Annotated in this window: 12 protein-coding genes and 1 tRNA gene; 8 read left to right on the plus strand and 5 right to left on the minus strand. The window is 52.5% G+C overall.

Features of this window, described 5'->3' with window-relative positions; translation table 11 throughout:
* Positions 1-389 precede the first annotated feature (389 nt).
* The 4 genes from ATY27_RS18980 to ATY27_RS18995 all read right to left on the minus strand — a co-directional run bounded on the left by ATY27_RS18980 (position 390) and on the right by ATY27_RS18995 (position 2,632).
* A complete protein-coding gene (locus tag ATY27_RS18980) occupies positions 390-1,568 on the minus strand; it encodes a serine hydrolase domain-containing protein (RefSeq protein ID WP_208930679.1) in 1,179 nt (392 codons plus the stop codon).
* Between the two features lie 28 nt (positions 1,569-1,596).
* Positions 1,597-2,052: a ribosomal protein S18-alanine N-acetyltransferase gene (gene rimI, locus ATY27_RS18985; RefSeq protein ID WP_208930678.1), complete on the minus strand. Its 456-nt coding sequence runs from the start codon at positions 2,050-2,052 to the stop codon at positions 1,597-1,599.
* Complete coding sequence (locus tag ATY27_RS18990) at positions 2,049-2,522, minus strand: hypothetical protein (RefSeq protein WP_208930677.1); 474 nt, start codon at positions 2,520-2,522, stop codon at positions 2,049-2,051. The genes rimI and ATY27_RS18990 overlap by 4 nt, the downstream gene beginning before the upstream one ends.
* A gap of 33 nt (positions 2,523-2,555) precedes the next feature.
* Positions 2,556-2,632, minus strand: a tRNA-Trp gene (locus ATY27_RS18995).
* Between the two features lie 273 nt (positions 2,633-2,905).
* On the opposite strand from ATY27_RS18995, the gene ATY27_RS19000 reads away from it, so the two are divergent.
* The gene (locus ATY27_RS19000) at positions 2,906-3,292 is read left to right on the plus strand and encodes a response regulator (protein WP_208930676.1); all 387 of its coding nucleotides are present in this window, start codon (positions 2,906-2,908) and stop codon (positions 3,290-3,292) included.
* A 26-nt stretch (positions 3,293-3,318) separates the two neighbouring features.
* On the opposite strand, the gene ATY27_RS19005 is transcribed toward ATY27_RS19000, so the two are convergent.
* Complete coding sequence (locus ATY27_RS19005) at positions 3,319-3,663, minus strand: HopJ type III effector protein (RefSeq protein WP_208930675.1); 345 nt, start codon at positions 3,661-3,663, stop codon at positions 3,319-3,321.
* Positions 3,664-3,737: 74 nt separating this feature from the next.
* Between ATY27_RS19005 and ATY27_RS19010 the strand changes: the two genes are divergently transcribed.
* The 7 genes from ATY27_RS19010 to ATY27_RS19040 all read left to right on the plus strand — a co-directional run bounded on the left by ATY27_RS19010 (position 3,738) and on the right by ATY27_RS19040 (position 14,234).
* Positions 3,738-4,715, plus strand: a complete 978-nt coding sequence (locus ATY27_RS19010) for a hypothetical protein (protein ID WP_208930674.1) — start codon at positions 3,738-3,740, stop codon at positions 4,713-4,715.
* An 80-nt stretch (positions 4,716-4,795) separates the two neighbouring features.
* Entirely contained in the window at positions 4,796-6,241 is a 1,446-nt protein-coding gene (locus ATY27_RS19015; RefSeq protein ID WP_208930673.1) for an AlkA N-terminal domain-containing protein, read from the plus strand.
* A 1-nt stretch (position 6,242) separates the two neighbouring features.
* Positions 6,243-6,815: a methylated-DNA--[protein]-cysteine S-methyltransferase gene (locus ATY27_RS20040; RefSeq protein ID WP_208930672.1), complete on the plus strand. Its 573-nt coding sequence runs from the start codon at positions 6,243-6,245 to the stop codon at positions 6,813-6,815.
* Positions 6,816-6,900: 85 nt separating this feature from the next.
* Positions 6,901-7,788: a pirin family protein gene (locus tag ATY27_RS19025; protein ID WP_208930671.1), complete on the plus strand. Its 888-nt coding sequence runs from the start codon at positions 6,901-6,903 to the stop codon at positions 7,786-7,788.
* A 120-nt stretch (positions 7,789-7,908) separates the two neighbouring features.
* A complete protein-coding gene (gene mtnN / locus ATY27_RS19030; protein WP_208930670.1) occupies positions 7,909-8,613 on the plus strand; it encodes a 5'-methylthioadenosine/S-adenosylhomocysteine nucleosidase in 705 nt (234 codons plus the stop codon).
* Positions 8,614-8,619: 6 nt separating this feature from the next.
* On the plus strand, positions 8,620-9,612 hold the full coding sequence (locus ATY27_RS19035; protein WP_208930669.1) for a cobalamin biosynthesis protein: 993 nt from the start codon (positions 8,620-8,622) through the stop codon (positions 9,610-9,612).
* 20 nt (positions 9,613-9,632) lie between these two features.
* Complete coding sequence (locus tag ATY27_RS19040; RefSeq protein WP_244151269.1) at positions 9,633-14,234, plus strand: EAL domain-containing protein; 4,602 nt, start codon at positions 9,633-9,635, stop codon at positions 14,232-14,234.
* Positions 14,235-14,236: the final 2 nt, after the last annotated feature.

A 14,236-nucleotide genomic window follows, 5' to 3' on the forward strand; every position in this document is an offset into this window, starting at 1 on the left:
ACACAGCTATGTAGTCAGTGCTGGTGAATGCAGATGAAATGTTTTGAGGCTTTTTGAATAAAATGAGCGGAGGATTTTTCTTTATCTATCGGGATCGGGCTTTGCAAAGGTGCGTTGAAATCGAATGAATTGGTTTGAAATGTTTTGAATTAAAGGCAATCGTCCAGATGCGAGATGATCGCAAAGGTTCTGCGTATACTGACTTCTTGGAGAAATTCTGCGCTGGCCATGCCTGAGTGAGTTCCGAATATAAGCTTAATGGGCGGCCGGCTCTGATGCAGTGTTGTACAGCAGCTGGAGTCCGGCGAAAAATGGCGCCGATTATAGCAGCAACCACGGCTTTGGCGAAGTGTGAAAACCAGCATTGCCAGCCGGATTTATCCCTGTTTTTATTGCACTGCCGGCAAAAACCATTGTGTCGCCAACTGCATCACAGCATTTTCCTGTGGCGCCACTTCCGTTGTCTGATTATTGGCCATCAGCAATAAGGTCAATTCCTGCTCCGGGATTGTAAAAACAAACTGGCCGCCATAACCCCAGGCCAGCTGACCGGCCGGTTGATTATTCTGTTTGAACAACCACCAGCCATAACCATATCCGCCGATACTTAACCCGGCAAAAGTGCGGCTGCGTGGTTGCTGTACACTTGCGCTCGTCATGACATAGGCCTGATCCAACACCTGCTGACTGCCCCAACGCCCCTGTTGCTGCCACAACAGACCTAGTTTAGCCAGATCACGTGCGGTGAGTTCCAGACCGGCGCCACCATTGTCATAACCATCTTTTAGTTTTTCCCAGCGAAAGTTACTGATGCCAAGCGGCATAAAAAGGACCTGACGGGCGTAGTCACGGGTGGCCATGCCGGTTTTCTCGCTGAGGATCACCGACAACAAATGAAAGTTGGCTGAGTTATAGCTAAATTCGGTACCTGGCTGCCGGGTTTGCTCTTGTTCCAGCACATAGCGGGTAGGATCTGCCGCCATCACCCATTGCTCAAAACCCGCCAGGGTGCTTTCGTCCCAGGCAAATCCGCTACGCATGCTGAGTAAATCCGCAACTGTGACAGGTGCTTTGCCATTTAGCAGCGCACGATAACGCTGTGGCAATAATTCGCTGATTGGCTGTTGCAGACTCTGAATTTTGCCCTGACTGATAGCAGCACCAATCAAATGACTGATCACCGTTTTGGTCACCGAACGCAAATGCAATAAATCAGTCGACTTGCGGCCGCTGAAATAAGCCTCGCCGACTAACCGGCCACGGCGTAACACCAATACTGCATACAATCCTGATGTAGCACGCGCGGCGTTGTAACCTTGCTCCAGCATCGATTCATTGAAGCCTTCCGCAGCTGCGGTACTGACCGGAAACGCCGGATTTTCGCTGGCGCGCCAGAGGACAGAGCCACTCACCGGGTTGTCACCGGTACTGTCTACCTGGTCAGTACCACCACAGGCACTGAGACAGACCAGCATCAGACAACACAGGCTGTAGCGTAAAAATGAAATGCCATTAGCAGAAAAATGTTTGCAGTACTGGACGAGAAAAATTTTGCAGATCAATTGCATAGAGCATCCCTGTTGCAGGTATGCCGTTTCAGAGTGACGGCATCGCCAATGACATGGCCATCAGGATAGCATCTTCTTTTCCACCCGGAGCCGGGTAGTATGCTGGTCTGACCCCAACCTGATGAAACCCCTGCTGGTGGTATAACGCAATCGCTTTATGATTCGATGCACGGACTTCCAGCCAGCAATCAGTCGCTTGCCGGCGCTCGGCTTCATCGAGAAAATGGTTTAACAGCGCTTTACCAATCGCCTTGCCCTGCTGCTGTGGATGCACGGCAATATCAAACAGGCTGGCTTCGCCGGCAACCAGCTCACCGATATAAAACCCTACCACCTGCTCATTGATAAGCGCTACGGCATTAAAATAGCGTTCGGAAAAACTGCTTAAAAAAGAGGATTCTGCCCAGGGATACGAAGTTGCGGCTTGTTCTGTGGCCAGCATCGCCGGAATATCTGCCGGCCTGGCACTGCGGATTTGGATCATGTCGGGTCCGTGTCGGTGGAGATTTCAGCCGGCAACTGCTGGACAAGACTTTGCCAGAGTTGTTTTTTGCTAGCTGCGGCCAAAAAATGTTGCGGAGGCGCGCTGAACAAACCTTCTGCGGTCAGATGAATGTCTGTTACAGCAGCCTGATAGAACCATTGAGCCTGAACACCGGCTTGCTGCAAAAACATCAACATATCCTGCACCAACGGTAAACTGGTCTCAGCGGTAGTCCACTGCGGGAGCACCGGTTCTGGTGGCATGGCTGCTGGTATGGATTGCAGTGCAGTCTTTTGCGAAACCGCGAAGTCTTGTGCCGCAGGGGCTGTGATCACAGCCGCATATTGAGGCGCCTGATAATCAGGCGCAGCCAAATCGGTTTGTAATGGTTGGATTTTTAAATGCTGTAAGAACTGCAGCTGCAGTTCTGACATGGCTGATGTGATGTTATTTGTCACTTCTGGATTCATCTCAGTACCTCGTTGGGTCTTGCCTGAGAGAATTGGCAGGGGCAGAGGGATTCGAACCCCCAACCATCGGTTTTGGAGACCGCTGTTCTACCAATTGGAACTATGCCCCTGTGATTGAGGCGCCATTATACAAAAGGAGTTGCAAAGGTAAAGCAAAAATCTCAGACAAAGCAATCGATTGCGCATAAATCAGCCAGAACGCTGACCAATCATCCAACTGATGCTGCACAATTCAGCTATATGCAGTTTTGCTTGTGTTAAAAAGATGCAATTGAAGAATGACTTTGCTAGCATGGCGCGCCTTTGGCAAAGCAAGGTTGCGGTCTTTGAAATCAACGACTACAACTTAGGAAGCAGGAAGTTGGATTACCAAGGATGTTTGCATGAAAATGACCGATTGTTCCGTACTAATCATTGACGATGTACCTTCAGTCAGAGAGTATTTACGTCAGACCCTGATGCTACTCGGCATCACCCATGTCAGCGAGGCGTCCAATGGTAGCCTCGGAATTAGTAGCTACACCAAACAACATCAGGATGTGGTGTTCCTCGATATAGAACTACCGGATTGCGACGGGAAGTCGCTGCTACGCCAACTGAAAGAAATCAATCCAAATGCTAATGTCGTGATTATGACAGCCCACAGCACAGTAGAAAATGTGCAGCAAAGTATCCTGGCTGGCGCTTGTGGTTTTATTGCTAAACCATTTTCGGCGAAAAAAATTGAATCTGTACTGGTGAAATGCCAGAAAAAAAGCCTGACTGCCTGAGCATTAACAGACTTGTCATTTGTGCGTTAAGGCTTGCCACTTAACGGCGCGCCGTGAAATTCCACACCATCCCAGCCGGTCCGGATAAAATTGCGGATATTGGCGTGATTGGTGCCTTTGACATCCGGCAATACCTCTAACCGGTAAAAATCACCAAATAGCTGCAGTGTCTGCGGCTCTGACAGCTGATGCAACAAGGCAAAAGCCAGAATTTTGCAAGAACCGTTGTTCTCCCCCGCCGCATTGGCTTGTTCACCATTCTGAAACGCCGTCGGGGTGAAATCGTATAAAGCATCAATTAACGTTATGGTTTGCTGGAAGCTGATGCTGTCCGGCTCGCTACTTAACTGTCGAAAAAAAGTTTCCAGCATAAAACCGCCTAAAGTTTGACCAAGTCCTGCCGATTACGCGATCAGCAATCCATCAATTCCGATGGGAGGATCCAATGAACATCATTAGCGCCACACAGGCCTTTAGTGCCCGTGAACAGCAGTTATTTCAACACAGCCGGATCGAAGTACAATCTTCACCGGTAGCACCCGCCACTCCCGCGACAACGACATCAGCGCAAACAGTTGATCCAAAGAGCGAAACCGAGTCTAAGTCATCCGACGAACAAAATGAAGATGGTCAGCAATTCAGCGCCAAAGAAAGTATTGGCACCGTCAAACGTATTCTGGAACAACTAAGCAGTGGCAAACTGCTGAGTTGGCTCGACGGCACAGCTTTTGACAAGATTCAGGCGCAGCAACAGCAACTGCACGACGAAGTGGCGCCGCCACCAGCGCCTGCTGAACGCACCATCATGGAATTTAATTATCGCTATCAGGCGGTCGAAGCCAGCTTTGCCGGTGCAGTACAGCTCGAAGATGGCAGCAGCCAGAGTTTTGCTTTTAGCTTCAGTATGCAGGAAACATATGCCAGCTTCAGTATCCGGCAAGAAGCGGTACTGCAAGACCCGTTAGTGCTCAGCACCACAGGCCAAAGCTTTCAGTGGACAGGCGCCAGTCAATCCTTTGATTTTTTCAGTAACGACACCAGTGCAGAACTTCCCACACTTGCTAATGGCCAGTATTACCTGAGTTATGATCGCAATCAGGATGGTCGTATCACGCAAGGTAAAGAATTATTTGGTCCCAGTACCGGCAGTGGTTTTGCTGAATTGGCCGCATTGGACGAAGATCAGGACGGCTTTGTCGATAGCAGCGACAGCGCCTGGCAACAACTGAGTATCTGGCGGCCCGGCGAAGCGCTGCAAAGTCTGACCGACGCCGGCATTGGTGCCATCTCGGCACAATCGGTTGCGACTTCGTTTGGGCTATATGATGGCGATGCACTGATGGCCCGTATTGCACGCAGCGGCATCTTTTTGTCTGAACAAGGCAATGTTGGCCTGCTGCAACAGGTCGATTTGAATATCTGATATTCAGTGCCGGATCTGGCTGATCCGCCATGATACTTCGCTGTACACTGCAGGCATAACTTAGTAGTGGAGCGCCGCCTGTGTACAGTGAAGTGTTACCCGCCGCCGAAACCTGCCAACAAGCCCGGTTAAGCCGTGACGCCCGCTTTGACGGACTGTTTTATATCGCAGTGAAAAGCACCGGCATCTACTGTCGCCCGGTTTGCCCGGCGCGTGCACCGGCAGAACATCAGGTGCAGTATTTTGCTTCTGCAGCCTCCGCTGCTGCTGCTGGCTTTCGGCCCTGTTTACGTTGCCGGCCTGACAGTGCACCCGGCTCTCCCGCCTGGCAAGGCAATCAAACTAGTCTGCGCCGTGCAATGAAACTGATCGATCAAGGTGCCCTGCAGGATGGCAATCAGGCCAGTCTGTGTGAACGCCTCGGCATCAGCGAGCGCTACTTACGCAAACTCTTTGCACAATATCTGGGCGTTTCGCCGAAACAATATGCCTTGTATCAACAAATCCTGTTTGCAAAACAACTGCTGCATCAAACCACCATGCCGGTGACTGATATTGCGGCCATGGCCGGATTTCACAGTCTGCGCCGCTTCCACGATGCGTTTAAACAACAACTACAACTGACACCAACACAAATACGGGGACAACGCATGTCGCAACATTCCGCAGTGATTGAGCTGGAATTGAGTTATCGCCCACCACTGGCCTGGCATTTATTGCTGGAGTTCTGGCAACTTCGCACCTTAACTGGGCTGGAATGGCTCGATGGCGAGCGTTATGGCCGATTGATTGACTGGCCGCCCGGCCAGGGTCAGCAACAAGGTTGGTTTGAGGTGCGACCAGTCCCGGATAAACATGCGCTGCAATTGCAACTACACTGGCAGCATCACGACACGCTATTGCCGGTGGTGAAACATATCCGGCGTTTACTGGATCTGGATGCCGATTTACAGGTCATCGAACAACATCTGCGCGGGCAACTGGGCGATAAAGTCAAAACCGGCCTGCGGATTCCGGGTGTCTGGTCCGCCTGGGAAGCAGGCATCCGCGCAATTTTGGGTCAACAGGTCAGTATTGCCGGCGCACGCGCACAGCTCAATCGCCTGTTGGTGCTGGGCTGCGAACAGGAGACGCCAAGCTGCGCTGCCGAGCATACCAGCGATTTGCAATGGCGGCAGTTTCCAACACCAGCACAAGTTCACGCCGATGCGTTATTGATGCTGAAAATTCCCGGCGCCCGGCGCCAAACCCTGTTAGCCCTTGCCGTCAGCATGATCACAGTGCCAGACCAACATCCATCGCAATGGCTGCCGATCAAAGGCATCGGTCCCTGGACTGTGGCTTATGCCTGTATGCGGGGTCTGTCAGAAACTGACGTCTGGCTCGGTGGCGATTTAGGCATTCAAAAAGCGCTGGCACGCCAGCACGCCGGTTTTGATGCGCAAAGCCTGTCACCCTGGCGCAGTTATGCCACATTACAACTTTGGTTTGGCCTGGCGGACAGCCCGGCGGCGCAAGGAGAATAAGATGTCATTACCGTTAAATACCGCTTATTGCCTGTCACCGCTAGGTGAACTGGAGATCCATGCCAGTACGGCCGGTCTTGTGGCCGTGCATTTCCCTGCAGTGCAGCAGGACCGAAGTCTGGCCAGCGCCCGGCATACGGAGTTGCCGGCGGCACTCGGTGCAAATACAGCTTTTGAACTGCTGCATCTACAAACGGACAGCCACACAAAGTCACTATTACAGGAAGCCGCAGAGCAGCTCCGACAATATTTCGCCGGCGAGCGCCAGACTTTTAACCTGCCCCTCGCCGCGCCCGGTACGACGTTTCAGCAGCAGGTCTGGCATCAATTGCGGCAGATCCCGTTTGGCCACACCCAAAGTTATGGCGAGCTGGCGCAGCGTCTTGGCAATAAAAATGCGATGCGCGCCGTCGGTGCCGCCAATGGCCGTAACCCAATCGCCATTATTGTGCCTTGTCACCGCGTCATCGGCGCTGACGGCAAACTGACCGGCTACGCCGGAGGGCTGGATCGGAAAATCTGGCTGCTGCAACATGAACAGCGTGTAGCTGGCCATTTTCATTCGATTATTTAGAACAAAAATGTGGATTCATTGCAATTTTACTTCGATTAGTTTTAGGGTTAACTAAGCTCCTCTCAAATCGCAGGATTTATTCATCATGAAAATTCGCCGCCTTGCCCAACTCTGGCCCGCCAAGCAAGTCTCTGACGGTGCCGGCGTCAAAATCCGCCGCAGCATTGGGCTGCAACCGCAATGGCGGCTCGATCCATTTCTGATGCTGGACTGTTTTGGCTCCGATGAAGCCGCTGATTATATCGCCGGCTTCCCGCCGCACCCGCATCGTGGCTTTGAGACCGTCACTTATATGCTGGACGGGCACATGCTGCATGAAGACCATCTGGGTAATCAGGGCCATCTGAAAAGCGGCGGAGTGCAATGGATGACGGCCGGCCGCGGCATTATCCACTCGGAAATGCCGCAGCAGGAATCAGGCCTGATGCGCGGTTTTCAACTGTGGCTGAATCTGCCGGCGGCGGAGAAAATGCAGGAACCTGCTTATCTGGATTTAGATCCGGCGCAAATCCCGTTGGCTGAGATCCCACAAGGTTTGATAAAAGTCATCGCCGGAACATTACAAAGCCCGGCCGATGCCGGTGCACCACTGCTGCCCGTGACCACAGGCCCGATCCGCGCGGCGTCGACGCAGCCGTTGTATCTGGACCTGCAACTGCACAGTGCGGCTGATTTAACGCTCGCCGTACCGGGCGGCCACAATGCGCTGATTTATCCCTACGAAGGCGAAGCCTGGCTCGGCGACCATCGGGTGCCGCAGCACCATGCGGGCGTGCTCACTGATGGCGATAGTCTGCAGCTGCGTACCGAAGGACCGGCCCGGATCATCGTGCTCGCCGGCAAACCGTTACAGGAACCTGTCGTGCAATACGGGCCTTTTGTGATGAACTCAGTGGCTGAGATTGAACAGGCGATTCAGGATTATCAGCAAGGCAAATTGACGGAAGGCGCCGCTAAAGTCCTGCAAATTTAAGCCGCGGCAAAGGCCACTGACGCACCCGAAGCACCCGGCGCGAAATCGCGCTGGGCCATTATCCTTCCGGCTTGTATAATGCCATTTTTGTCACAGGACTTATGTCACAGGACTATCCCTATGCAATTAATCGGTATTATCGGCGCAATGGAACAGGAAGTTGCGATCCTCAAAGCACAGCTCAGCAATATTGAAACCACCCGCGTCGCCAGTTTTGAATTTCACCGTGGCCAACTACAGGGCCATGACGTTGTGCTGGTTCAGTCCGGCATCGGTAAAGTCACCGCAGCTATTGCGACCACTTTGTTAATTCAGTTATTTCAGCCGTCGGCAGTGATTAACACCGGCTCTGCCGGTGGTTTTGACCCTGAACTGAATGTCGGCGATATCGTTGTCTCCACTGAATTACGCCATCACGATGTTGACGTCACCGCTTTTGGCTATGAACCAGGCCAGCTGCCACGTTTACCTGCCGCTTTTACCGCGGATCCAGCCTTAATGGCCGCCGCAGTGCGCAGTATCAATACGTTGGGTTTCTGCAAAACCAAAACCGGCCTTATTACCACCGGTGATGTGTTTATGTGCGATCCGGAACGGATCAATAAAACCCGTGCCACCTTCCCACAAATGCTTGCAGTCGAAATGGAAGGCGCGGCTATTGCGCAGGTTTGCCATCAGCTCAACACGCCATTTGTCGTGATCCGTAGCTTAAGTGATATTGCCGGCAAAGAATCACCAACCTCTTTTGACGCCTATCTGGAAATTGCGTCGAAAAACAGTAGCGCCATGGTGCTGGAATTGTTGCGCGAACTGCACGCAGCATAAGCAACGATGCCACAACTCGCTGCCCAATACTGGCAACTGCTGACACAGATCCCGGCCTTCGAGCCGGGACTGCTGTTTTTGCTGGCGGTCGTGCTGGCGCAATACGCCGCATTGCCACAGCAATATCAGTTTTGGCCACTGCTGCGCCTGCTCGCTCAACGCATCGAACTGAAAGTAAATAAAAGCACTGATAGCCGCTCACAGCAACGACTCGCCGGGGCATTGGCACTTTCAGTGATCTTGTTGCCAGTGCTGCTGTTGAGCTGGACTATGCGCCAGCTGTCAGAATGGCCGGTTGGCTTTGATGCCGTTCTGCTATATCTGTGCCTGGATTATCGTAATTACCAGTTACAGGTCCAGAGTGTGGCCAGCAGTTTACAACGCCAGCAATACCAGTTGGCCAAAGATCAGCTGCAACCACTGCTGCGACGTGAATGTGGAGCACTGTCTGCCACAGGTCTGGCTAAAGCCGGCATTGAAGTACTGGCGCAGCGTCAGGTCCGGCATGTGATAGCAGTACTGCTGTGGTATTTACTTGGCGGCGCGATGCTGGCTCTCAGTTACCGCTTATTACTGGAGCTGCAACAAGTCTGGTCCGGCAAATTACCCAGCCAGCGCGCTTTTAGCGGCGCAGTCAGTATCGGCGGGCGTTTTTTTACTGTGCCTGCGTTGTGGTTACAAGGGGCTCTAGTCGGATTGTTGTACCGATTTCGCCCAACTTTGCGTTATTTTCATACCAGCCTGGGCGCAGGGTTGCCCGCAGCTGATCATTGGTATCTGTCGGCCTGGAGCGCTGCGCTGCAACGCAATCTGGCCGGCCCTGTGATGTATCAGGGCACTAAACTGCGACGCGAGCGGATTGGTCCGGCAGAAAACCCGCAGCTCGCCGATTTGCAGCTGGCGCTGCAACTGAGCCGGCAAATTCAGCGCACGCTTTTTTTGCTGCTGTGCTGCGGTTTTGCACTGACGATGCTTTATCAATGGCCGCTGCCCTTCTGATGGATCCCACTGGACTTTTGATGAGTTTCTGCGTTATGTTCGCCGCCATACTTCAACAGCTGGTCAAAATATTGGCAACAAAAATGTCTGTGCTACGCCACAATTTATGCCATTTCCTGCTGTTGTTGCTCATCGGCGTCTGGACGCCGCAATCAACGGCCGCGCATACTGAACATGCAAATCCACCACTTTTAGCACCACTGACGACTGAGCAGGGTCTGATTAGCGGCACCATCAATCGTCTTTACATCGATAACACCGGTTTTTTGTGGCTGGCCACCGACCGGGGTCTGAACCGGTATGATGCCTATAAGGTGCAACAATTACCTTTGGCCGGTGATACACAGGTTGAACTGGATATTTCTCAGCTGCTGGAAGACAGTCAGCAACGCTTTTTTGTTGCAGCGAAAAATCAAGGGCTGTATCAGGTTGATCTACAGACGTCCGCGGCAGAACTGCTGACGCCGCTGCAGCAACTGGAAAGCGACACTACCCCGCAATTGTTTGATGTGATTGAACAACAACCTGATTTACTGCTGCTGGCAATCAATAAAGCCGTCTACCAACTGCAATTACCCGGCAGGCAACTGACTCAAATTTTTGAATTTGATGGCGGTAACAGCCTGATGTCGCGGATACGGCTGCTAAAAAAATTCAACCAGTTGCTGCTCATCGGCACGACACGTGGGCTCTATGTTTATGATTTAAAGAGCCAACAACACTGGCTGGTCGCGCTGACACAACTAAGCCCCGAACGCGGCGCTCAGCTGGTCCGGTCACTGGAAGTGACCAATAATCAGCTTTACCTGGCGATTGGCTCGCAACTTTATCAACTGACTGAAGACCAGTTGCGCCAGAGTGCCGTCGCGCCAATTGCTACAGCACCGTTTTTAACTGATTTGCAGATTAATAAAATCCTGCCGTATTTCGGCAAACTTTTACTTGGCTCCCATAAAGGCCTGTATCTGGCTACACCCGGCGCCGCGCAGGCGGAATTGCTCTGGCGTTTTACCGACAGCGTGCATGAAGTCGATCAGGACAGCATTACCGATCTGGTCCGCACACCAGATGGCGGCTTTTGGGTGGCCAGTCGCTTACAAGGCGCCTATTACTGGCACCCCCGCAGTACCCATTTTAATCATGTCCGGCTCGCCATGCCGCCAGTGGAACAGCCAATGTCTGCCCAGCCAGCCGGATACAGCCCCAGAGCGGTGCTGGCGTTGGCCGAAAGCCCGGCGAATCAGCTCGTGCTTGGCACCATTAATGGTTTAAAACGGCTGGATTTGCCGTCAGGCGCGGTGCAGGATCTGGCCTACCCGGATCCGTTGCCCGCCCTTTTTTCCCGAATTGTGGCGCGTATTTATCCGGATACCGCCGACAGACTTTGGCTACGTAGTGGCAACTCATTACATCTGTACTCAGCCAGCAGCGCGGAGTTTTTACCGCTACCGCTGCAAGACAGCCAGCAGCAACCCCTGATCCAGCTCCAGGCTGCCGGGCACTGGCGCGACCATGCTGGCGCCTTCTGGTACTACAACGCGGAAGATTATTATCGTTATCAACCGGCCGACGGCACACTGACAACTTTATCTGAGTTAAAACAAGCAGAGCCGCCCCATAGGGCGGGTCGTTTCCTTGGGCAGCGTCCGCAGCATCCGGAGCAAATATTTTTCAGTGCATCCGACCGGATCTGGTTGTTTAATCAGCGCGATCGCAGTGTGCAGAAGATCTATGAAGCGATGCCGTACCAACCAGGTCTTGCGCGACAGGCTGACAAAATGTGTGTCGATGGCCGCGGTGATCTGTGGTTTACCATCAGTGGCCTTGGCTTGCTGAGTTTTGACGGTCAGCAGTTAAAACTGAAACATCATCTGCATAAACAAAACGGTTTACCCAATAACGCCATCTATTCATGCGAAACCGACCTGAACGGCCAGCTATGGTTTGCCAGCCAACAAGGGCTGACCCGGCTCGACCCGGCCACACTGCGGCTGGAAGCCTTTGATAAAAACGATGGCCTGTCCGGCAGTGAGTTTACTTATGCCGCCAGCCTGAAGTTGTCCAATGGAAACCTGGCGTATGGCACCAATGCCGGTGTCACCTGGTTTAACCCGGCCGAGCTGCTAGAACCACCACAAAAGCCGGTGATTGCCATTACCCATATCGGGGCAATGAATCAGGCTAAGTCGACGTCGTTAAGCAATTTAAACGGCGCATCGTTCCGGTTTGCTTATGACAGCCTGGGCATTGAAGTCAGTTTTTCTGCGTTGAATTTTCGCGACAACGACAAAATCCTGTATAAATTCTGGCTTGAAGGCAACCGCGAAATTCGCTTTCCACAGCAACAGAGCGCCAGCGTTACTTTTCCACAGCTCGAGCCCGGCCTCTACACCTTTCACGTCAAAGCTCTTTCTCCACACAATGGGCTGGAAAGTGACACCGCAGTATTAACGCTGCGTATCGATCCGGCGCCTTGGTATTCACCAACGGCCCTGGCAAGCTATGCCGTGCTGGCGCTGATCCTGTTATTTTTGTGGCAGCACAATCGTTTGGCGCAAAAGCGCTTGCTGGCGCAGGCGCATTACAAAGTAAAAGCCAGTGAGCAGCGGCTGAAACAGGCACTGGAAGCAGTCAACAGCGGCGTGTGGGACTATCTAGTGCCAAAAAACAGCATGTATGCCCAACGTGTGCATGCGATGCTTGGTTACAGCGAAGAGTTAAATCCACTGTCGATGCAGCAACATCTGGCCCTGATCCACCCGGACGACCGCGATAGTTATCAACAAGCCTGGAACAAGTTTGTCAGTGCGCCCGACCGCAGTTTTGATTTTACTTATCGTATGCAGCATAAAAATGGCAGCTGGTTATGGTTCCGCGATATCGGCAAGGTAACAGAGACCAACAGTAATCAGGCACTACGTGTCATCGGCACCTATAGCAATATCACCGAAACTCGGGCCACCAAAGAAAAAGCGCGGTTATTTGGCGAAGCATTCCAGCAAACCCGCGATTGGGTGGTATTGCTCGACCCGGAACAACGGGTACTCGCCGCCAACCAGTCGTTTGCCGATGTGTTTGGCAACATGGATGACTATCTCGGCAATCCGCGTGTGCATGAACTGGGCATCAGTCTGAGCAGACGACGTTTTTACACCCGCCTGCTCGGTGGCATGCAGGCCAATCAGCACTGGCAAGGCGAAGAGCTGGTGTTAAGCCCGGACGGCACCGAACGCCCCACTCTGCTAAATATCAGCGCGGTGGGCGACGACGAACGGGTCGATTTCTATGTTTTGGTGTTTACCGATATTACCGCACAGAAACAAGCTGAAGATGATCTGCGTTATCTGGCGAATTATGATGCGCTGACCGGTTTACCAAACCGCGCACTGCTGACGGACCGTATTCTGCACGGTATCGAAACGGCCAAACGGGAAAAACGCTCACTGGCATTGTGTTTTATCGATTTGGACCGTTTTAAACAAATCAATGACAGTCTGGGTCATGACATCGGTGACTTGTTGCTAAAACAAGTGGCAAAACGTCTGAGCTCTATTTTACGGCTGACTGATACCGTGGCCCGGTTAGGCGGTGATGAGTTTGTCGTGCTGCTGGAAAGTTATAAAAACGACGACAATATCAGCCACGTGGCGCGCAAGATGTTGAAATCAATCGGGGAACCGATGCAGCTTGGCGTGCATTCGGTCAGTGTGTCCCCCAGTATCGGTATTGCCGTATATCCGGAAGACGCAGCCGACGCCGGTGAGTTGCTGAAACATGCAGACGTTGCGATGTACCATGCAAAAGATCTCGGCCGCAATAACTTCCAGTTTTTCATTCAGGAAATGAATGACAAAGCGCATATGCAACTGGCGCGTGAAACCCGGCTGCGCAGCGCCTGGCAACACAATGAATTCCTGAACTACTACCAGCCGATTTACGACAGCGTGCAACAGAAAATTGTTGGAGTCGAAGTGCTGATGCGCTGGCAGGATAGCGACCGTTTAGTGCCGCCAAATGATTTTATTCCGTTGGCGGAAGATTTACGGCTGATAGTGCCGATGACGCAGGCGTTGCTGGTCAGGGCGTTGGCTGATTTACAGCGCTGGCATCAGGCAGGTTTTCCATTGTATGTGTCAGTGAACCTGTCGCCCAGCCATCTGGAGCAGCAAAATCTGGCGCTGGAAACCGCGGCGTTATTGGCGCAGTACCAGTTACCGGCCAGTTGCCTGCGCTTTGAAGTCACCGAAAGTGCGCTGATGCAGGATCACCAAAGTGCCATCGCGACCATGCTGGCGCTGAGTGAATTGGGCGTTCAGCTGGCGCTCGACGATTTTGGTACCGGTTATTCTTCGCTGAAATATCTGAAAGAATTACCGATAGACGGCATTAAAATTGACCGCAGCTTTGTCAAAGATATCGGTATCGACCGCAATGATGAAACCATTATCGATGCCATGTTGAGCATGGCTAGCAGTCTTGGGATGTATTGTGTGGCCGAAGGCGTCGAAACGGAACAACAACTGGCGTTTTTCAGCCAGCGTGGTTGTCATTTAATTCAGGGGTATCTGTTTGGCAAACCGATGGCCGCGGATCAACTGCTCCGCAAGCTTCTACAAGATTGAAC

Source organism: Rheinheimera sp. F8, assembly GCF_001518915.1.